The sequence below is a fragment of the Cellulomonas sp. P2_F12 genome (assembly GCF_056403775.1).
In genome coordinates, this window is record NZ_JBFUEV010000009.1 from 163,544 (window position 1) to 183,221 (window position 19,678).

Sequence of the window (19,678 nt, forward strand, 5' to 3'; positions counted from 1 at the left end):
CGTCCGGCGGGAACGGTGGTGCGTCGGGGTGCGTCGGTCTGCGGACGCCCGGTGGGGGAGCCCGGCGTGGCGACTCAGTACCGGCGGAGCACCGCGGCCAGGTCGAGCTGTGCGCCGTCGTCGACGTCGGACAGGGTGCGCTCCTCAACGGCGGCGATGTGCTGCACGACGAGCGCCTCGGCCCCGTCGGCGTCGCCGGCCGCGAGCAGCTCGACCAGGCGCTGGTGCTCGGCGACGGACCCGCGCTGGTCGTGGTCGCGCCCGTGCACGGCGAGGATAAGGGCGCAGCGCCAGATGACCTCGCTGAGGTAGCGCTCGAGCAGGGCGTTGCCGCTGAGCTCGGCGAGCAGGATGTGGAACTCGGCGCCGAGCCGGCCGGACACCTGTGGGCGCGGCGTCCCGGCGGCCGCCAGCTCCCGGTCGACGTGCGCGCTCAGCGTCACGCCCATCGACGGCTGCCAGTCGGTCGCGATGCGCCGCACCGCCTGGCGCTCCAGGCAGCGGCGCACCTCGAAGGTCTCCTTCGCCTCCGTCAGTGACGGGTCGGCGACCAGGGCGGACTTCGCCTTGCCGGTCTCCACGAGCCCGGCCGCGGTGAGTCGCGCGAGCGTGCCGCGGATCAGCGTGCGGCTGACGCCGTACTGCTGCGCGAGCAGGTCCTCGGGCAGGCGCGTCCCGGGCGGGAGCGCCGCCTCGACGATGGCGGACCGCAGGCTCAGGAAGGCGACGTTGGCGCGGTCGGCGGGTCGCGCCGACGCGGCGGGCTGGCTGTCCATGGCGCCACCGTATACGGGCATGGGCCGACGAAACGCGATCGCAATCCACCTTTCACGGATACGAAACCAGCGTGTTCGGTATACCAACTACCTTCACTCTGTATACGAAAGGGAGTCCATGCCGCACATCACTGTTCGCCTCACCGACCAGCAGCACGAGCTGGTCGAGGCGTCCCTGCACGCCCGCGAGGCCGAGGACGCGTCGGCGCTGGTGCGCCTGGCCCTGCGCGAGTCGGCCACCGCCGTCGTCGGCCGCCCGCACCCGCGGTCCACGGGGACCCCCTGGCGCTGGTGGGACGCGATCGAGGCGCCCGACGACCGCGCGATCCTGCAGGAGCTCGTGCTCGAGCCCGGGACCGGCAAGGCGATCGAGGTCCGCGCGGGGCAGATCCTGCGGGTCGAGCAGGTCACGGGCGACCAGTGCGTCGACCTCAACGTCTTCAACCTGCACGACTACCGCGAGTTCATGCACGTGGGCCGCACGCGGACCCTGCACGGCACCAACCCGAGCGCGGGCACGTTCCTGTGGTCGGCGCCGCCGCGCGAGCGGGCGCTGATGTACCTGCAGACCGACACCGCCGGCATCAACGACACCCTGTTCCCGCGGTGCTCCGCGAACATGTACGAGTCGATGCACGGCTTCGCGGAGCACACCAACTGCGCCGACATCCAGGCGGAGGCCCAGCGCGAGTACGGCCTGACGCCGGACGACGTGCACGACTCGTTCAACCTCTTCATGGCGACGCGCGTCGTCGACGGCATGCCCGAGATCCTGCGCCAGTCGACCGCCCCGGGCGACCACGTGGAGCTCCTCGCGCTGGTCGACGTGCTGGCGGTCCCCAACATCTGCGGCAACGACATCCTGGGCACCAGCAACTTCTCGCTCGACCCCGTGAAGGTCCAGGTGCTCGCGGCCAGCCGGGCGGAGATCGACGCGGTCCCCGCCCTGCAGAGCTACGCCACCCAGCGCACGGCCGCCGACTTCCGCCAGCCCGTCATCCGCACCGAGCGCGCGCTGCGGCGGGTGCCCGACTACGAGCCGGCGTTCGCGCGGACCCCGGTCCGGCTGGTCGAGGTGCCCGTCGACCTGGACGAGGCCGACGCCGCTCACCTCGCGGCCGTGCGCGACGGCACGCGCTACGCCGACGACGACGGCGCCGCGCTGCGCGACATCCTGCTGACCTGGTGGGGCGCGTCGCATGCCTGAGGGCCTCGACATCGACTTCGACTCGCTCGGCGCCTACGAGCGCTACAAGCTCATGGCCAGCCTGATCGTGCCCCGCCCCATCGCGCTGGTGACGACGACGAGCCCCGACGGTGTGGTCAACGCGGCGCCGTTCAGCATGTTCGGGATGGTCGGCGAGGACCCGCCGCTGCTGATGATCAGCGTCAACCGGCTCGAGGACGGCGCGCAGAAGGACACCGCCGCCAACCTCGACGCCACCGGCGAGTTCGTCGTGCACATCCCCGACGAGGCCATGGCCGCGCGCATGCACCAGTGCGGTCAGTCGTACCCGGCCGACGTCGACGAGCTGGCGATGGTCGGCCTGACGCCCACCCCGGCCCATCGCGTGCGCCCGCCCCGGATCGCCGAGGCCCCCGTCGCCTTCGAGTGCACCGTGCACGAGCGGATCCTCACCGCCAGCCGCCAGGTCTACCTGGGCCGGATCCGCCACCTGCACGCAGCGCCCGGGCTGATCGACACCGACCGCTGGCGCGTGATGCTCCAGGACTTCCACCCCGTAGGCCGCTTCGGCGCCAGCTTCTACGTGACCACGGGCGACCGCTTCTCGCTCGCTTCCGACGCCGCCGGCACACCCGTGTCGGCGACCGACATCGACCAGCTCTGACACCAGCTCTGACCCTCCCGCCCCCCGAAGGAGAATCAACCATGGCCCTCTCCCGACTGCGCCTCGGCGCGGCCGCCCTCACCGGCGCTCTGCTGACCCTCTCGGTCGCCGCGTGCGCCGGCAACGCCCCCGCGTCCGCGGACACCCCGAGCAGCACCGACGCCGCGATCGGCGCCGTCGACCTCAGCGACGTCTGCCCCGCGACCGTGGTGATCCAGACGGACTGGAACCCGCAGGCGGAGCAGGGCGGCCTGTACCAGCTGCTCGGCCCGAACCCGACCATCGACGCCGACGCCAAGGTGGTCCGCGGACCGCTCTACGCGAGCGGCGAGTACACGGGCGTCGACGTGGAGGTCCGCGCCGGCGGCCCCGCGATCGGCTTCACGCCGGTCCCGTCGCAGATGTACTCGGACAAGGACGTGCTGCTCGGCTGGGTGAACACGGACGAGGCGGTGCAGAACTCGGTCGCGATGCCGACCACGGCCGTGCTGGCCACCTTCGAGAAGGCGCCGTGGATGATCATGTGGGACCCGGCGACGTACCCGGACGTGCAGACGATCAAGGACCTGAGCAGCACCGACGCCACGGTCCGCTACTTCGCCGGCGCCACCTGGATGGAGTACCTCACGGGCTCGGGCCAGCTGCGCGAGGACCAGATCGACGGCTCCTACGACGGCACCCCGGCCAACTTCGTCGCCGCGCAGGGCAAGGACGCGCAGCAGGGCTTCGCCACCGACGAGCCGTACGTCTACCAGAACGAGCTCCCGTCCTGGGGCAAGCCGGTCGACTACCAGCTCATCGCCGACACGGGCTACCCGCTGTACGCCGTCGCCCTCTCGGTCCGCACCGAGGACGTCACGAAGCAGGCCGACTGCCTGAAGAAGCTCATCCCGGTCGTGCAGCAGGCGACGGTCGACTACTTCGCCGACCCGACGACGGCCAACGCGCTCGTCGTCGAGGCCGTCGAGAAGTTCAACACCGGCTGGGTCTACGACGCCGGGCAGGCGGCCGACGGCACGACCCAGCAGATCGACCTCGGCATCGTCGCCAACGGCGCGGACGGCACGTTCGGCAGCTTCGACGAGGCCCGGGTGCAGAAGATCCTCGACATCGCGACGCCGATCCTCACCAAGGACGGCACCCCGCCGGCCGACGGCCTGACGGCGACGGACCTGTTCACCAACGCGTTCCTCGACCCGACGATCGCCCTGCCCGCCGCGGGCTGAGCAGACGGACCGCCGCTGACACGGGCCTCGCCGGCCCGTGTCAGCGGCATGTCGGTCCTCTGTCAGCCGGGTCCGTCAGGCTGGCGTCATGACACAAGACCTGGTGATCGAGGCCCACGGCCTCGTCAAGCACTTCGGCGAGACGAAGGCCCTCCAGGGCGTCGACCTCGCCGTCGCTCGCGGCACCGTCCTCGGTGTGCTCGGCCCCAACGGTGCCGGCAAGACGACCGCGGTCCGCATCCTGTCCACCCTGCTCACCCCCGATGCCGGCACGGCCCGGATCGGCGGGTTCGACGTCGTCAAGGACGCCGTCAAGGTCCGCCAGTCGATCGGCCTCACCGGCCAGTACGCGTCCGTCGACGAGGACCTCTCCGGCCGCCAGAACCTCCAGCTCTTCGGCATGCTGCTGGACCTGGGCAAGACCAACGCCCGCGCCCGCGCCGCCGAGCTGCTCGAGTGGTTCGACCTGACCGCCGCAGCCGACCGGCCCGCCAAGACCTACTCCGGTGGCATGCGCCGCCGCCTCGACCTCGCGGCGAGCCTCGTCGGCCGCCCCGACGTCATCTTCCTCGACGAGCCGACCACCGGCCTGGACCCGTCCAAGCGCGAGGACATGTGGGACGTCGTCCGCACCCTGGTCAACGAGGGCTCGACCGTCCTGCTCACCACGCAGTACCTGGAGGAGGCCGACGCGCTGGCCGACGAGATCACGGTCATCGACCACGGCCGCGTCATCGCGCACGACACCCCCGACGGTCTCAAGCGGATCGTCGGCGGACAGACCCTCGAGGTCCGCCCCGCCGACCTGACCCGCCTCGAGGAGACCGCGACCATCCTGGCGCAGGTGTCCTCCGACGGCCGGGCCGAGGAGATCCGCAAGGGCGTCCTCGCGGTCCCGGTGGCCGACGACTCCGCGCTGACGGCCACGGTCTCCCGCCTGGCGAGCGTCGGCATCGGCGTCACCGAGCTCTCCCTGCACCTGCCCAGCCTCGACGAGGTGTTCTTCACCCTCACGGGTCGCACCGCGTCCGCGGACGACACGACCGTCACCGAAGACAAGGAGGTGGCGTGATGACCACCGCAACCGCTCCTCGCAGCGCCATCGCACCCCACACCCCGTCGCCGGCAGCCGTCGTCAAGAAGCGGCCGTTCCCGCTGGTCCGCCACTCCCTCCAGCTGGCCAAGCGCAGCCTGATCAAGACGATGCGCACGCCCGAGGCGCTCATCGACGTCACGCTGCAGCCGGCGATCTTCCTGGTGATCTTCGTCTACATCTTCGGCGGGGCCGTCGCGGGGAGCACCCAGACGTACCTACAGTTCCTGCTGCCGGGCATCCTGGCGCAGACCATCGCGACGGGCGCCATCGCCATCGGCGTCAACCTCAACACCGACATGGAGAAGGGCATCTTCGACCGGTTCAAGTCACTGCCCATCCCCCGGTCGGCACCGCTGGTCGGCGCCGTGTTCGGTGATGTGGTCCGCTACGTCATCGTCATCCTGTCGACGTTCCTCGTCGGCTACCTGATGGGCTTCCGGATCCTCACCAACCCGCTCAGCGCGCTTGCCGGCTGCCTGCTGGCGATCGTCTTCGCGCTGTCCCTGAGCTGGGTGTCCGTCTTCGTCGGGATGAAGGTCCGGACGTCGGGTGCCGTGCAGGGGATCATGTTCCTGATCATCATGCCGCTGAGCTTCGCGTCGAACGTGTTCGTGCCCGCGGGCTCGCTGCCCAGCTGGATGCAGAGCTTCGTCGCGTGGAACCCGCTGACGCACCTGGTGGCCGCCATGCGTGGCTTCTTCCTCGGGGTCCCGATGGGCAACAGCGTCTACTACACGCTGCTCTGGTGCCTCGGCCTGGTCGTGGTGTTCATGCCGCTGGCCATGCGGGCGTACCGCAAGAAGGTCTGACAGGACCAGCACGACCCGAAGGGCGACCCGGCACGTGCCGGGTCGCCCTTCGGCGTCCGTCGCACGGTCAGACCTGGGTGGGCGTGAGCTCCCGGATCCGGGCGGCGGCCGCGGTCGACGGCTGGTCGCGCCAGACGGAGAGCCGGCGCTCCCGCTCCTCGTCGTCGCCCAGCAGGTCGGCGAGCGGCCCGTCCGTGCCGAGCTGGAAGAGCATCACGAGGTTGGCGCCGAGCCGCATGCCGAGCGCCCAGAGCTCCCGTGCGTCGTCGGCGTCCCCGCGCTGGGCTGCGAGCTCCGCGAGGCCGAGGGCGAACGAGCCGAGCACGGGCATGTCCTGGGTCTCCAGGGCTTCCGGGGCGGCGGCGGTGAAGAGCTCGACGGCGTGCGCCACGGCGTCCTCGCCCCGACCGGCCCGAAGTCCGCCCACCCGCAGGTGGACCACGGCGGTGGCCACGCGGAAGGCGATGCGGGCCTGTGCGAGCGGGATCGACATCGACCCCACGAGCGCGGACGCGGACTCCGCATGGGCCAGCGCGTCGTCCGCGCGCCCGGTCTGCCACGCGACGTGGGCCAGCCCGATCATGGCCTGCGCCGCGTCCATGTCGTCGACCTGGGAGGACGTGGTGACCTCGCGGAGCCGGACCAGGGCCTCCTCGTCACCCTCGAGCGCCCACTGGATGTCGAGCATCACGCGGATGCTCCGGACGTCCTGCATCGCCCCGACCAGCTCGAGGTGGCGCACGCCGCGGACCAGCCACTCCTGGGCGTCGTCGGAGCCGCGCGCGGCCTCCCACTGGCCGACCCCTTGGGCAGCCATCCCCATGCCCCAGTGGTCGCCGATCGACTCGAACTGCTGGTAGGCCGCGCGTGCGTCGCTGCTGGACATGGCCGGGTCCCCGGCGTTCTCCCGGACGGCGGCGCGCATGAACAGGCCGAGCCCGTGCAGGAACGCGTCGTCGCTGGCGATGAGCCGGGCGGCCGCGGCCAGGCTGAGCTCGACGTCGGTGGAGCCGAGCGCGGGCATCGCCGCGGTCAGCGACGTCATGCGGGCCGAGACCTCGCGGGGCCGCTCGGCGAGGACGATCCGGAGGGCGCGCCACGCCAGGGCCACGAGGCGCATCGACACGGAGACGCCGGCGTTGACGGCCGAGAACAGGCAGGTCGCGGCGAGCCGGTCCGCGTCGGGCAGCGGCCGACCGGCGACGCGCCCGAGGAACAGCGCTGACGTCCGGCGGGCCGCGGGGGCGTCGGCCAGCAGGACCCGGCGCGCCCACTCGATGACCTCGGCGTGCAGGCCCCGCACGCTCCAGAGGTGGAACAGCGCCGCGCTGATGTCGACGGCTCCGGCTGCGTCGTCGTGCTCGACGGCCCACCGCAGCGCCGCGAGGAACGTCTCCTGCTCGGTCGCGCACCGGTCGAACGCGCGGACCTGCGCGGACCCGACGAACATCGCGCCCAGCCGCACGGCCTCGGCCGCCGACCAGCGCACGAGCCCCCGCATCGCCTCGCCGCGGTGCCCCGACGCGTCGAGCCGGGCCTCGCCGTACTCGCGCACTGTCTCGAGCATCCGGTAGCGGGCCGGGCCGTCGTCGTGCTCATCGAGCGTCAGCAGCGACTGCTCGACCAGCGTGGCCAGCCCTCGGCGGACGGCCGCGGCCGGCGTGCCCGCGACGGAGACGGCGGTCTCGGCGGTGAACGGCGCCGGGATGACCGCGAGCCGCTGCAGCAGGTCACGGTCGGCGGGGTCGAGCAGCTCGCGGCTCCAGTCGACCATCGCCCACAGGCTCGCGTGCCGCTCGGGCAGGCCGCGCAGGGCGTCGTCCAGCAGCGCGAACCGGTCGCTCAGCCCGTCGAGCACGTCCTGGACCGTCATCGCCCGCAGCCGGGCCGCGGCCAGCTCGAGCGCGAGGGGGAGGTTGTCCAGGCGGTGGCACAGCTGCAGGGCGAGGTCAAGGTCCCAGCCGACGCTCGCCCGCCCGGCGCGGGCCCGGGTCTCCAGCAGCTCGAGCGCGTCGGCGTCGGGCAGCGCGCGCAGGCGGTGCACGGACTCGCCGACCAGGCCGAGGGGCGCGCGGCTGGTCGCGAGGACGACGACGTCCGACGACGCCACGGCGAGCAGGTCTCCGATCACCACGGCGGCGGCGTCGAGCACGTGCTCGCAGTTGTCCAGCACGAGCAGCCCGTCGAGGTCCTGGGCGGCGAGGCGCAGGCGGTCCTCCGGGGTGAGCAGGCGGCGGTCGGCGGTCATGTCCGCGCGGGCCGCCGTGACGTCCGAACCGCCGATCGCCGCGAGGACCGTCGGCAGCACCTCCGCGGGCGCGCGCAGGCCCGCGAGCTCGATGACCCGCACGGAGCGGCCCGACGCCGCAGCCCGCCGGGCCACCTCGCCGGCCAGCCGGGTCTTGCCGGCGCCGCCGGTCGCGACGATCGTGACCAGCGCGGACGTCGCCAGCGCCTGCTCGACCTGCGCGACGTCGGCATCACGGCCGACCAGCGCGGTCGCCGGCCTGCGCCACGCCGCGGGAAGGGCCAGGACGGCACGCCGGGGGGCAGCGACAGGGGCCGCGCGCACCGGGCCGGGCGCCAGCTCGCCGCGCAGCAGCGCGAGGTGCGCCTGCGCGACGACGGGCGACGGGTCCGTGCCGTACCGGTCGGCCAGCTCGTCGCGGACCTGCTCGACCACGGCGAGCGCCTCGGCGTCGCGACCCTGCGCCGCGAGCACCCGGACCAGGAGGGCGACCAACGGCTCGTCGGGCGGGGTGCGCAACGCGCAGCGGCGCAGGTCCTCGACCATGTCGTCGACCTGGCCCAGCGCCAGGCCGGCCTCGGCCTGCAGCGTCACCACGTCGGTGAGCAGGTGCGCGGTGGCCGTGTCCGCCAGGTCCGGGACGGCGGGCACCAGGCCGCGCGCGTCCCGGCCGAGGTCTCGGGCGCGCGCCGCGTCGCCGACGCGCAGGGCCTCGCGGCCGTCCGCGAGCATCGCCTCGGCGTCGACGACGTCGATCCGCAGGCCGTCGAGGGGGAGCCGGTAGCCGCCGGGCGCGCCCTCGACGGCGAACCCGAGCCGGCGCGCGCGCGAGACGAGGGCCTGCACCGCTCCCGCGGCGTCGTCCGGAGGGATCCCCTCCCACACGTCCTCGACCAGCGCGGCGGACGACACGGCGCGACCGCGTGCGTCGAGCAGGGCCCCGACGAGCGCGACCAGACGGTCGCCGCGGACGGGGCGGCCGTCGACGGCGAGCGCCCCGAGCGTCGTGATCTGCACGGGGACAGCATCGCGCACGGCGGCGACACGGGGGACGCGCGGGGTCCTCTCGACCGTTCGGGTGCATGTCCGACGGGTCCTCCGGCGTGTCCCGGAGGGGCGTTCCGGGCGAATCGGGCGGGGCGGGTGTGGACTGCCATGTGGAACAGGCTGTGGGTGCCCAGGGCGCACTTGTGGATGCCTGTGCACGGCCGCGCATCGGCGCTGGTCGGGGGCTCTGTCAGTGGTCGCCGGTAGGCTGGGACTTCTCCACAGGGTGAAGAATGACACGCGTGTCACTACAACCCCTAGTGGTCCATTGCGTGCGGGACCCCTAGGTGTAGTGTCTAGTCACGACGCAGTGGGGAACCGGATCAGTGGCAGTTCATCGACGATCATCTCCGGTTCAGCACCCCGTCAGGCCCGGTGACGGGCCCACCAGCACCAGGTAACAAGCTTCGCGAACGCTCCGGGGGGAGCGTGCCGCAGACAGGACAACGGGGAGCCACGATGACGATCACGGTCTACAGCAAGCCGGCGTGCGTGCAGTGCAACGCGACCTACCGCGCGCTCGACAAGCTCGACGCCGAGTACACGGTCGTGGACATCAGCGAGGATGCCGACGCGCGTGACTACGTCATGTCGCTCGGCCACCTGCAGGCCCCCGTCGTGATCGTCGACGGCGAGCACTGGTCGGGCTACCGCCCGGACCGCATCAAGGCGCTGGCCGACCGTCTGGCGACCGCGGTCGCCTGACACGCAGACTCCCCGGGCCGGCGCTGGTGAATGCCGCGCCGGCTCGGCGGGCACAGCTCCGCAGACGTACCGCACGACCCGAGTGAGGGGACCTGGCCGATGAGCTCCCTGGTCTACTTCTCCTCCGCCTCGGACAACACCCACCGATTCGTGCAGAAGCTCGGTCTGGCGGCCCAGCGCATCCCGTTGCGGCCGACAGACCCGTTCCTGCACGCCTCCGAGCCGTACGTGCTGATCCTGCCGACGTACGGCGGAGGCAACGAGGGTGGGGCAGTACCCAAGCAGGTCATCAAGTTCCTCAACGACGAGGACAACCGTGCGCTGATCCGCGGAGTCATCGCGGCCGGCAACACGAACTTCGGCGAGGCCTACTGCATCGCGGGGGACATCATCGCGGCCAAGTGCCACGTCCCCTACCTGTACGGGTTCGAGCTCATGGGAACGAACGAGGACGTCACAGCCGTCCGTGAGGGATTGGGAAGATTTTGGCAGCGACAGTCGCAGATACCCGCGTAGAGACGTCGGGACTGGATTACCACGCCCTCAACGCCATGCTGAACCTCTATGGCGCGAACGGCGAGATCCAGTTCGACAAGGACCGTGAGGCGGCGCGGGCGTACTTCCTGCAGCACGTCAACCAGAACACGGTGTTCTTCCACGACCTGAACGAGAAGCTCGACTACCTCGTGGAGAACAAGTACTACGACCCCGAGGTCCTCGCGCAGTACGACCGCGCCTTCATCAAGACGCTCTTCGAGTACGCGTACTCGAAGAAGTTCCGCTTCCAGACGTTCCTCGGCGCGTTCAAGTACTACACGTCGTACACGCTGAAGACGTTCGACGGGAAGCGGTACCTCGAGCGCTTCGAGGACCGGGTCTGCATGGTCGCCCTCGCGCTCGCCGAGGGGAACCAGGACTTCGCGATCTCCCTGGTCGACGAGATCGTCTCCGGCCGCTTCCAGCCGGCGACGCCCACGTTCCTCAACCTCGGCAAGGCGCAGCGCGGCGAGCCCGTGTCCTGCTTCCTGCTGCGCATCGAGGACAACATGGAGTCCATCGCGCGCGGCATCAACTCCGCCCTGCAGCTGTCCAAGCGGGGCGGCGGCGTGGCCCTCCTGCTCAGCAACATCCGCGAGCACGGCGCGCCCATCAAGCACATCGAGAACCAGAGCTCCGGCGTCATCCCCGTGATGAAGCTTCTCGAGGACTCGTTCTCGTACGCCAACCAGCTCGGTGCGCGTCAGGGCGCCGGTGCCGTGTACCTGCACGCGCACCACCCGGACATCTACCGGTTCCTCGACACCAAGCGCGAGAACGCGGACGAGAAGATCCGGATCAAGACCCTCTCGCTCGGCGTCGTCATCCCGGACATCACGTTCGAGCTGGCCAAGAAGAACGAGCCGATGTACCTGTTCTCGCCGTACGACGTCGAGCGCGTGTACGGGGTGCCCTTCGCGGACATCAACGTCACCGAGAAGTACTACGAGATGGTCGACGACGCGCGGATCAAGAAGACCAAGATCAGCGCCCGCGAGTTCTTCCAGACGCTGGCGGAGCTGCAGTTCGAGTCCGGCTACCCGTACGTGATGTTCGAGGACACGGTCAACCGTGCCAACCCCATCAAGGGCAAGATCACGCACTCGAACCTGTGCTCGGAGATCCTGCAGGTCTCGACGCCGTCGACCTACAACGAGGACCTCTCGTACAGCCACGTGGGCCGCGACATCTCCTGCAACCTCGGCTCGATGAACATCGCGCTGTCGATGGACTCGCCGGACTTCGGCAAGTCGGTCGAGGTGGCCATCCGCGCCCTGACCGGCGTCTCCGACCAGACGGACATCGAGTCGGTCCCGTCCATCAAGCGCGCGAACGCCGGCGGCCACGCCATCGGCCTCGGCCAGATGAACCTGCACGGCTACCTGGCCCGCGAGCGCATCTTCTACGGGTCCGACGAGGGCCTCGACTTCACCAACATCTACTTCTACACGGTGGCGTACCACGCGATCCGTGCGTCGAACCTGCTGGCCCAGGAGCGCGGTCGCGCGTTCGACGGCTTCGAGGACTCGAAGTACGCGACCGGTGAGTACTTCGAGAAGTACACGGAGAAGGCCTGGAAGCCGCGCACCGCCCGGATCGAGTCGCTGTTCGCCGAGGCCGGCGTGCACATCCCGACCCAGGAGGACTGGGCCGAGCTGGCCGCGCTGGTCAAGGAGCACGGCATCTACAACCAGAACCTGCAGGCCGTGCCGCCCACCGGGTCGATCTCGTACATCAACCACTCGACCAGCTCGATCCACCCGATCGCGTCGAAGATCGAGATCCGCAAGGAAGGCAAGATCGGCCGCGTCTACTACCCGGCGCCGTTCATGACGAACGACAACCTGGAGTACTACCAGGACGCGTACGAGATCGGCTACGAGAAGGTCATCGACACCTACGCCGAGGCGACGCAGCACGTCGACCAGGGCCTGTCCCTGACCCTCTTCTTCAAGGACACGGCCACCACCCGTGACCTGAACAAGGCGCAGATCTACGCCTGGCGCAAGGGCATCAAGACGATCTACTACATCCGCCTGCGCCAGCTCGCGCTGGAGGGCACCGAGGTCGAGGGCTGCGTCTCGTGCATGCTCTGACCCTGGTTCTGAACGACACGAAGGAAGCAACCCGATGAGCGAGAAGCTCAAGCTCGTCAGCCGCGTCTCCGCGATCAACTGGAACCGGCTCGACGACGACAAGGACGCGGACGTCTGGGACCGCCTCGTCGGCAACTTCTGGCTGCCGGAGAAGGTCCCGGTGTCCAACGACGTGCAGTCGTGGGCCACGCTGACGGAGCAGGAGAAGACGCTCACCATGCGCGTCTTCACCGGCCTGACGCTGCTCGACACCATCCAGGGCACCGTCGGCGCGGTCTCGCTGATCCCGGACGCGATCACGCCGCACGAGGAGGCCGTCTACACGAACATCGCGTTCATGGAGTCGGTGCACGCCAAGTCGTACAGCTCGATCTTCTCGACGCTGTGCTCCACCAAGGAGATCGACGAGGCGTTCCGCTGGTCGGAGGAGAACCCGAACCTGCAGCGCAAGGCCGAGATCGTCATGGAGTACTACCGCGGCGACTCACCCCTGAAGCGGAAGGTCGCGAGCACGCTGCTCGAGTCGTTCCTGTTCTACTCGGGCTTCTACCTGCCGATGTACTGGTCCAGCCGCGCCAAGCTGACCAACACGGCCGACCTCATCCGCCTGATCATCCGCGACGAGGCCGTGCACGGGTACTACATCGGCTACAAGTACCAGAAGGGCCTCGAGAAGCTGTCGGCGGCCGAGAAGGCCGAGCTCAAGGACTACACGTTCGAGCTCCTCTTCGAGCTGTACGACAACGAGGTCGAGTACACGCAGGACCTCTACGACGGCGTCGGCCTGACCGAGGACGTCAAGAAGTTCCTGCGCTACAACGCCAACAAGGCGCTGATGAACCTCGGCTACGAGTCGCTCTTCCCGCGCGACGAGACCGACGTGAACCCGGCGATCCTGTCGGCCCTGTCCCCGAACGCCGACGAGAACCACGACTTCTTCTCCGGGTCCGGCTCGTCGTACGTCATCGGCAAGGCCGTCAACACCGAGGACGACGACTGGGACTTCTGATCCCGTCGCCCAGCAGCACCTCGAACGGCCGGCTCCCCTCGGGGGCCGGCCGTTCGGCTGTGTCGGGGCGCGCCGGCGACAAGCGTCTGCGACGCGCTCATGCTCTCCGTCAGTGGACGACCGCGAGGGCGATACCGACGCCGACGAACAGGCCGCCGAACACCCGGTTCACCATTCGCCGACCCGACTCCTGCGCCGTGAGGCGGACGAGCCCGCGGGCCGCGCTCGCGAAGAGGAACCACATGACCATGACGTCGACCGCCACGACGGTTGCCGCGACGACGGCGTACTGCGGGACGAGCGCCCGGTCGAGCCGCACGAACTGCGGCAGGAAGGCGAGGAAGAAGACGATCGCCTTGGGGTTGGTCAGGTTCACGAGGAGCCCGCGACGGAACATCGACCACGCCGGCTCGCGGACCAGCTGCGCGACGCCGTCGACGCCGGCGTTCGACCGGAACTGTCGCACGCCGAGGTAGACGAGGTAGGCGGCGCCGACGTAGCGGATCGCGTCGAACGCGACCTGCGAGCGGCTGACCAGCGCACCCACGCCGGCGGCCACGATCGCGATGTGCACCAGGAGCGCCAGCTGCTGCCCGAGGATTCCCCAGATCGACCGCGTCCATCCGGAGCCCAGCGAGTTGGACATCGTGTTGACCGCTCCAGCACCGGGCGTGCTCGAGATGACGAGGCAGGCGCCCACCAGCGCGAGCCAGAGGGACAGGCTCACGCGCGGAGCTCCGGGACGATCACGGGCTGCATCATGCCGCGCCCTCGGGCACAGGGCGGAATCCGACTGCCGCCTGACGACCATGGAGGGGGATTGCTCCGGATACGGCCGGACATCACTGCAGCACGACGGATTCCCACGGCGTCAGGGCCGCTCGCTCGGGGTCGGCCGTTCGGCTGTTTCGGCCCCCGTCGGCTCAACTCCGGGCGCGGCACGGCCGATCCGAGGTCGCGGGGTAGGCCACGCCGCCGCGCGCGACGACGACTGGAGCCGATGTGACCACAGCACCGCCCGGCTGGTACCCGAGCCCGGACGCCTCCGGGGCGGACCGTTGGTGGGACGGCGCGCAGTGGACGGGTCACGTCCGGCCGACGGTCGCGGATGCGCCGGCGCCGCAGGCGGCCACGCCGATCGTGTCGCAGTACGCCGCGGCGTTCGAGGCGACGAACACCGTGCCGCCGCGCGGCGGGATCGCGGGCGCGATCGGTGGGCTCGGCCAGCAGTACCTGCCGGCCGCCGTCGCGACGAGCCCGCAGCCCGGGAGCACGTTCGTCCCGCAGCCGCACGCACCCACGGACGCGCAGCCGTCCGGCGCCGCGGCACAGCAGACCGACGTCGCCGAGGCATTGCGGCCCGCCGGCGCCGCGACACTCCAGACGTACGGATACACCGCACCGCAGCCGTACGGCGCCCCAGTACCCCAGCCCTACGGCACCCCAGTACCCCAGCCCTACGCCCCCTCCGGCGTCCAGCCCTACGGCGCCGGCGGAGTCTCGTTCGGTGCCTTTGGCTCGCCGCAGGCGCAGGGCGTGGCCGACGTCTTGGAGGCCGTCGCCGGGAACCGGCGCGGGGGCGGCGTCGCCAACGGGCTCAAGGCGATCGGCATCGGCCTGGTGTTCCTCCTGGTCAGCGTCTTCTTCCTCGTCCCCGAGCTCATGTCCGCCCGCGCGGGAGCGGGGGAAGCGTCGACCAGCGGCACGGTGGTCGACCTGCACGAGTCGAGGGACAGTGACGGCACGCGGATGTGCTCCCCGGAGGTGACGTTCGTCGTCGCGGGGACCTCCTATCGCGCGCAGGCCCACTACTCGTCGAGCAGCTGTCCGTCGGTGGGCTCGTCGATCGGTGTCATCTACACGACGGCCGACCCCAGCGACGCCCGCGTGCCGGAGTCGGCCGGGATCCTCCTGCTACTCAGCCTGTTCCCGGTGGTCGGGGTCGTGCTGGTCGTCGTCGGGATCCGCCAGGCGGTGCGAGGGTCGTCGTCGATCCTGTCGGGCGTGCGTCGGCTGCGTCCGTAGCCTCGAACGTGGCGGGAGGGTGGCAGCGGCGGCGGCGGCTCAACCCGGCGTCGCGGCGGACCGATGACGCGGGGAACCGGCCGTCCGTGGTCGGTGCGCGCCGATCGCCTGGAGTCGTGATGGAGACACCCCCACCGAGCTGGTACCCGGACCCGCAGGCGGACGGGATGCTGCGCTGGTGGGACGGCGCACGCTGGACCCAGAGCGTCCAGCCGGCACCGCGGCCGGGCAAGGAGATCATCGGCCAGGCCGGCAACCCGGGTGGCTTCCGCGTCATCTATAGCGCGCCCGGTGAGGTGCCGACGTACGCGTACCCGCCGGTGACCGACCCCCGCTACAAGGACTCCCCGCTCGCCGCGGTCATCGCGGATGCCCAGGCGCACGGTGCCGCCGGCGACCTGGAGCAGCAGTACGAGCGGCAGATGGCCGTCGAGGCCGCGTACCAGCTGAAGCTACGAGGCGGGGTGCTCGGGGCGATCGCCGGGATCGGCGAACAGCTCCTGGCCGACCAGATCGACGGCGTGCGCAACCAGGCTCCTGCGCGTCCTGTCGACGCGCCGGGCGGGATCGCCCCGTACGGGTCGACCCCGTCGGCGCCGGTCGGCGCTCCGGCCCCGGTCGGCATGGTGCCGGCGGCGTGGCTGCCCCCCGGGGTCACGGACGCCCCGCGCCGGGACGCCGACTACGGAGGGGCCGCGAACACGGTCGTCGAGGTCGTGTCCGTGATCGGGATCGTCACGGTGGGCGGCGGGGTCCTCAGCTCGCTGGTCGTGCTGCTGATCGGGCTGGTCGCCGCCGCGGCCGACCCCGGCGACCCGGTGTCCTGGTTCTTCCCGTCGGTCGCCGCGGTCGTGCTGGCCGTGAGCATCGGCGCGTTCGTCAGCCGTCTCCGGCAGTTCCGCAGCCGCCGGAGCTGAGGCTAGCCTCACCTGAATTGGGCATCTGACCTGCGCGTGGACACGGCGTCCGCGCTAGGCAGGGTCCCTTGAACGGGTCTACCGTCGAGAGGAACGCACCCACCCGCCCCCACGGAGGTCGTCATGAGCACCCTGATGGACATGCCCGCCGTCGCCGAGTGTTCGGTGGACGGCTGTTCGTACAACGACCACTCGCACTGCCACGCGGCCGCTGTGAACATCGGGGGCGCCCCCGGTGACGCGCAGTGCACCACGTTCATCCCGCTGAGCACCAAGGGCGGCCTCGACAAGGTGATCACGCACGTCGGCGCCTGCCAGCGCGCCGAGTGCTCTCACAACTCCTCGCTCGAGTGCACGGCGGCGTCGATCCGCATCGGTGCGGGTCACGACGAGGCCGACTGCCTCACCTTCGCCGCCCGCTGACTGTTCTCACGACGACGGCCGCCCTGCTGACCAGGGCGGCCGTCGACGCGTCCGGGGTCAGCCGTGGGCGGCGACCTCGATCAGGTGGCGGATGAGGATTGCGGCGGCCGGCACCAGCTCGCGCTCGCCGGGCACCAGGGACGGGTCGGCCGCGCGCAGGTCCGCCGCGTCGTCCAGAGCCGGGAGCGGGTCGAGGTCGGTGGCCTGCAGGAACGCGGCGAGCAGCGCGCGGGCGGCCTGCGAGTAGACACCGCCGGCATCGACGGCGACCTCGGCGATGATCAGGGCGGTGAGCGCGACGTCGAGCTCGGCGGGACCCGTGCGGGCGTTGGCCCAGTCGACGAGCGCGGGGCCGTGGCTCTCGGTGAGGATCACGTTCCCCGGGTGCAGGTCCAGGTGCACGATCGCCGGCCCGGACGCGACGCGCGGCCACGACTCGGGCTCGTCCGGCCCCCAGCCGTCCGGCGGGGTGATCGCGTGCAGCCGGGCGTGCAGGTCCGTGAGGATCGCGGCGGCGTCGGGCAGCGAGACCTCGCCGGCTCCGAGGGCCTGCAGCAGGGTCGGGCCGTGCAGTCGCTCCATCACCAGGTCCGGCCCGCTCGCCTGCAGCACGTCGGGGGCGGGGAAGCCGTGCGCGACCACGTGGCGCAGGAGCAGGACCTCGGGGGAGGCGTCCCGCCCCGAGCGGTAGCGGCGCAGGACGTGGTGGTCGTCGAGCGCGAACACGTCCGCTGTCTCGCCGGAGGCCAGCAGCGGACCGGGCTCGGCGGAGGCGGCGAGCGCCGGGTCGACCGGCGCGGGGTGGACCGTCGACCGACGGTCGGGCTGTGTCGGGACATCGGAAGCGTCGTGCGGGTGAATCTCAGCGGCTCCGGCCGCCCTCGGTTCCGAAGGCGTCGCGGGTCCGCTCGGAACGAGTCCTGCGGAGTTCATGGATCGACGGTAGACGCATTCGTCCGGGTTGTCCCGCGTCGACTACCAAGAAGTGCCTGACCAGCGCTTTACCTGATCGACACCTGTCGAGAAGGTCGGCCGATCAGGGCCGGGAGACCCGTTCGAGCGTCGCCAGCGCCTGTTCGTGCGTCGCCGGGAGGGGTTCGACCCACACCCGGACAGGCTGGCGGGTCGACGGCCGGACGTCGAGCAGCTCGCAGCGCCGGGCGATCTCGAGGTGGAGCACCTCGAGCGGGGGCCCTGGGTCCTCGTCGGCCCGCGCGAGCACGGCGAACACCCCGCCGCCGAGCGTCGCCATCGGGTGACCCTCGCCGTAGGTCGTCGTCATCGCCGCCCCGACCGCGGCGGACCGCGCCGCACGCGTGAACGGATCGACGTTGCCCGCGGCGACGTCGATGAGCACGAGATGGTGCCCGAGGTCGGTGACGGTCCGTCGGCGCTGGGTGGGCAGGGCCGCGTCGCGGTAGGTCTCGGCGAGGCGGATGGCCAGGTACTGGCGGCTGGGCAGACCCGACTCGGGGTCGAGCGCGGTGCCGAACGCGATGGTGCCGGCCTGGGCGTCGGCCCAGCCCTCGCAGAGCGCACGCAGGACGTTCATGGGCGGCTCGGTGGCGCCGAGGGTCCGGTACAGGCAGGTGAGGTCGTCCATGGTCTCGCCGATGCCGACGCCGTCGTACCCGCGTGCCCGGCCGAGCTCGTCGGCGGCGGCCACCGCGTCGCCGGCAGCGAGCAGCGCTGTCGCGAGCGCGTCGACGGCCGGGTGGTACCAGTCGGAGGGTCGTAGCCACACGGAACGCGCGCTCTCGTCGCGCCACCGCTCGCGGAGCGCCGCGGGCAGGACGCCGTCCCCGGGGGACCCCGGGAAGGCGGGCAGGGCAGCGCTGTTCGGCCCTGGAATCGTCGTCACGCCGGTTGAGAGGCCGACAGGTGTCGGCCATGACGCGGGTCCGGTTCTTTTCACCCGGCGAATTTCACCCTGGTTATGCGGATACGCCGCATATGGCAGGCTGTGCGATCGGACGTGGAATTCCGACGGGAGCACTACGTGTCAGCAAGCGCGCAGCTCGACGGCGGGGTCACGGGGGACGCGGAGCTCATCGCTTCCGCGCGCTCCGGTGACGCTGCTGCCCTCGGCGCGCTCTACGAACGCCATTCCGGTGCGGCCTGGGTGGTCGCACGGCAGTACACCGACTCCCCGGCGGACGCCGATGACGTCGTCTCCGACTCGTTCGCGGCCGTCTTCGGCGCCCTGCAGCGCGGCAACGGCCCAGAGACCGCGTTCCGCGCCTACCTGTTCACCGTGGTGCGCCGGGTGGCCGCGCTGCGGCGCGAGAAGGCCCGCCGCGTGCAGCCGACGGACGACATCGCCGTCCTCGAGGCCGGGACCGCGCTGGCCGGCACCGCCGAGGACCCGGCGCTCGCGGGCTTCGAGCGGGGGGTCGTCGCGCGCGCCTTCCACTCGCTGCCCGAGCGGTGGCAGGCGGTCCTGTGGCACACGGAGGTCGAGGGGCTGACCCCCGCCGAGATCGCCCCGATCCTGGGCCTGAGCGCGAACGGCGTCGCCGCGCTCTCTTACCGCGCGCGCGAGGGCCTGCGGCAGGCCTACCTCCAGCAGCACCTGCAGGACCCGCTCGACGACGGCTGCCGGTCCGTCGCCGGCAAGCTGGGCTCCTACGTGCGCGGCGGTCTGGGCACCCGTGAGACGGCGCAGGTCGAGGCGCACCTCGACACCTGCGGGACGTGCCGCGGGCTGGTGCTCGAGCTGGGCGACGTCAACCACGGCATGCGCGCGGTGTTCGCGCCCCTGGTGCTCGGGTTGCTCGGGCTCGGGGCGCTCGGCGTGCTGCTGCCCGTCGGAGGTGGGATCGCGGCGGGCGCGGCGGCGGCCGGCGCAGGAGCTGGTGCCGGTGCCGGTGCTGGAGCCGGCGCCGGTGCGGGCGCGGGTGTCGGTGGCGCGGCG

General features: G+C 71.3%; 18 protein-coding genes. 13 read left to right on the forward strand and 5 right to left on the reverse strand.

Annotated elements, in window-relative coordinates:
• Window positions 1-74 precede the first annotated feature (74 nt).
• Window positions 75-776 carry a GntR family transcriptional regulator gene (locus tag AC1DWH_RS17385; RefSeq protein WP_477094746.1) on the reverse strand — a complete coding sequence of 234 codons (702 nt, stop codon included), beginning with the start codon at window positions 774-776 and terminating at the stop codon, window positions 75-77.
• A 118-nt stretch (window positions 777-894) separates the two neighbouring features.
• On the opposite strand from AC1DWH_RS17385, the gene AC1DWH_RS17390 reads away from it, so the two are divergent.
• From AC1DWH_RS17390 to AC1DWH_RS17410, 5 genes are all read left to right on the forward strand, one after another.
• Entirely contained in the window at window positions 895-1,983 is a 1,089-nt protein-coding gene (locus tag AC1DWH_RS17390) for a DUF1989 domain-containing protein (RefSeq protein WP_477094747.1), read from the forward strand.
• Window positions 1,976-2,626 (forward strand): flavin reductase family protein, encoded by a 651-nt coding sequence (locus AC1DWH_RS17395; RefSeq protein WP_456844506.1) that lies wholly within the window; start codon window positions 1,976-1,978, stop codon window positions 2,624-2,626. The genes AC1DWH_RS17390 and AC1DWH_RS17395 overlap by 8 nt, the downstream gene beginning before the upstream one ends.
• 41 nt (window positions 2,627-2,667) lie before the next feature.
• Entirely contained in the window at window positions 2,668-3,852 is a 1,185-nt protein-coding gene (locus tag AC1DWH_RS17400; RefSeq protein ID WP_456844507.1) for an ABC transporter substrate-binding protein, read from the forward strand.
• An 88-nt stretch (window positions 3,853-3,940) separates the two neighbouring features.
• Window positions 3,941-4,924, forward strand: coding sequence for an ATP-binding cassette domain-containing protein (locus AC1DWH_RS17405; RefSeq protein ID WP_456844508.1), 984 nt, complete (start codon window positions 3,941-3,943; stop codon window positions 4,922-4,924).
• Window positions 4,924-5,757: an ABC transporter permease gene (locus tag AC1DWH_RS17410; RefSeq protein ID WP_456844509.1), complete on the forward strand. Its 834-nt coding sequence runs from the start codon at window positions 4,924-4,926 to the stop codon at window positions 5,755-5,757. Before AC1DWH_RS17405 ends, AC1DWH_RS17410 begins: the two co-directional genes overlap by 1 nt.
• Window positions 5,758-5,824: 67 nt before the next feature.
• Here AC1DWH_RS17410 and AC1DWH_RS17415 read toward each other — a convergent pair whose 3' ends face one another.
• Window positions 5,825-9,022, reverse strand: a complete 3,198-nt coding sequence (locus AC1DWH_RS17415) for a winged helix-turn-helix domain-containing protein (protein ID WP_477094748.1) — start codon at window positions 9,020-9,022, stop codon at window positions 5,825-5,827.
• 489 nt (window positions 9,023-9,511) lie between these two features.
• Between AC1DWH_RS17415 and nrdH the strand changes: the two genes are divergently transcribed.
• The 4 genes from nrdH (at window position 9,512) to nrdF (ending at window position 13,399) form a co-directional block, all read left to right on the forward strand.
• Window positions 9,512-9,757: a glutaredoxin-like protein NrdH gene (gene nrdH, locus AC1DWH_RS17420; RefSeq protein WP_370503192.1), complete on the forward strand. Its 246-nt coding sequence runs from the start codon at window positions 9,512-9,514 to the stop codon at window positions 9,755-9,757.
• Window positions 9,758-9,856: 99 nt separating this feature from the next.
• Window positions 9,857-10,273, forward strand: coding sequence for a class Ib ribonucleoside-diphosphate reductase assembly flavoprotein NrdI (nrdI, locus tag AC1DWH_RS17425; protein ID WP_477094749.1), 417 nt, complete (start codon window positions 9,857-9,859; stop codon window positions 10,271-10,273).
• Window positions 10,243-12,390 (forward strand): class 1b ribonucleoside-diphosphate reductase subunit alpha, encoded by a 2,148-nt coding sequence (gene nrdE / locus AC1DWH_RS17430; RefSeq protein WP_477094750.1) that lies wholly within the window; start codon window positions 10,243-10,245, stop codon window positions 12,388-12,390. Before nrdI ends, nrdE begins: the two co-directional genes overlap by 31 nt.
• A 34-nt stretch (window positions 12,391-12,424) precedes the next feature.
• A complete protein-coding gene (gene nrdF / locus AC1DWH_RS17435; RefSeq protein WP_307494379.1) occupies window positions 12,425-13,399 on the forward strand; it encodes a class 1b ribonucleoside-diphosphate reductase subunit beta in 975 nt (324 codons plus the stop codon).
• A 109-nt stretch (window positions 13,400-13,508) separates the two neighbouring features.
• On the opposite strand, the gene AC1DWH_RS17440 is transcribed toward nrdF, so the two are convergent.
• Window positions 13,509-14,126, reverse strand: a complete 618-nt coding sequence (locus tag AC1DWH_RS17440; RefSeq protein ID WP_456846597.1) for a LysE family transporter — start codon at window positions 14,124-14,126, stop codon at window positions 13,509-13,511.
• 275 nt (window positions 14,127-14,401) lie between these two features.
• Between AC1DWH_RS17440 and AC1DWH_RS17445 the strand changes: the two genes are divergently transcribed.
• From AC1DWH_RS17445 to AC1DWH_RS17455, 3 genes are all read left to right on the forward strand, one after another.
• A complete protein-coding gene (locus AC1DWH_RS17445; RefSeq protein ID WP_477094751.1) occupies window positions 14,402-15,424 on the forward strand; it encodes a DUF2510 domain-containing protein in 1,023 nt (340 codons plus the stop codon).
• 119 nt (window positions 15,425-15,543) lie between these two features.
• Window positions 15,544-16,341, forward strand: a complete 798-nt coding sequence (locus AC1DWH_RS17450) for a DUF2510 domain-containing protein (RefSeq protein WP_477094752.1) — start codon at window positions 15,544-15,546, stop codon at window positions 16,339-16,341.
• Between the two features lie 123 nt (window positions 16,342-16,464).
• A complete protein-coding gene (locus tag AC1DWH_RS17455; protein WP_477094753.1) occupies window positions 16,465-16,764 on the forward strand; it encodes a DUF1540 domain-containing protein in 300 nt (99 codons plus the stop codon).
• Between the two features lie 57 nt (window positions 16,765-16,821).
• Here the strand turns inward: AC1DWH_RS17455 and AC1DWH_RS17460 are convergent, their stop codons facing one another.
• Both AC1DWH_RS17460 and AC1DWH_RS17465 read right to left on the reverse strand, forming a co-directional pair.
• Window positions 16,822-17,697: a phosphotransferase gene (locus tag AC1DWH_RS17460; RefSeq protein ID WP_477094754.1), complete on the reverse strand. Its 876-nt coding sequence runs from the start codon at window positions 17,695-17,697 to the stop codon at window positions 16,822-16,824.
• A gap of 103 nt (window positions 17,698-17,800) precedes the next feature.
• Window positions 17,801-18,625 (reverse strand): hypothetical protein, encoded by an 825-nt coding sequence (locus tag AC1DWH_RS17465; RefSeq protein ID WP_477094755.1) that lies wholly within the window; start codon window positions 18,623-18,625, stop codon window positions 17,801-17,803.
• 114 nt (window positions 18,626-18,739) lie between these two features.
• On the opposite strand from AC1DWH_RS17465, the gene AC1DWH_RS17470 reads away from it, so the two are divergent.
• On the forward strand, window positions 18,740-19,678 hold a 939-nt coding region (locus AC1DWH_RS17470), incomplete at its 3' end, for a sigma-70 family RNA polymerase sigma factor (protein WP_477094756.1).

Coding starts and splice junctions, on each gene's coding strand:
- AC1DWH_RS17460 (WP_477094754.1), bottom strand. CDS start 17,697: ATGAACTCCGCAGGACTCGTTCCGAGCGGACCCGCGACGCCTTCGGAA.
- nrdH (WP_370503192.1), top strand. CDS start 9,512: ATGACGATCACGGTCTACAGCAAGCCGGCGTGCGTGCAGTGCAACGCG.
- AC1DWH_RS17385 (WP_477094746.1), bottom strand. CDS start 776: ATGGACAGCCAGCCCGCCGCGTCGGCGCGACCCGCCGACCGCGCCAAC.
- AC1DWH_RS17405 (WP_456844508.1), top strand. CDS start 3,941: ATGACACAAGACCTGGTGATCGAGGCCCACGGCCTCGTCAAGCACTTC.
- AC1DWH_RS17400 (WP_456844507.1), top strand. CDS start 2,668: ATGGCCCTCTCCCGACTGCGCCTCGGCGCGGCCGCCCTCACCGGCGCT.
- nrdI (WP_477094749.1), top strand. CDS start 9,857: ATGAGCTCCCTGGTCTACTTCTCCTCCGCCTCGGACAACACCCACCGA.
- AC1DWH_RS17395 (WP_456844506.1), top strand. CDS start 1,976: ATGCCTGAGGGCCTCGACATCGACTTCGACTCGCTCGGCGCCTACGAG.
- nrdF (WP_307494379.1), top strand. CDS start 12,425: ATGAGCGAGAAGCTCAAGCTCGTCAGCCGCGTCTCCGCGATCAACTGG.
- AC1DWH_RS17410 (WP_456844509.1), top strand. CDS start 4,924: ATGACCACCGCAACCGCTCCTCGCAGCGCCATCGCACCCCACACCCCG.
- AC1DWH_RS17390 (WP_477094747.1), top strand. CDS start 895: ATGCCGCACATCACTGTTCGCCTCACCGACCAGCAGCACGAGCTGGTC.
- AC1DWH_RS17455 (WP_477094753.1), top strand. CDS start 16,465: ATGAGCACCCTGATGGACATGCCCGCCGTCGCCGAGTGTTCGGTGGAC.
- AC1DWH_RS17450 (WP_477094752.1), top strand. CDS start 15,544: ATGGAGACACCCCCACCGAGCTGGTACCCGGACCCGCAGGCGGACGGG.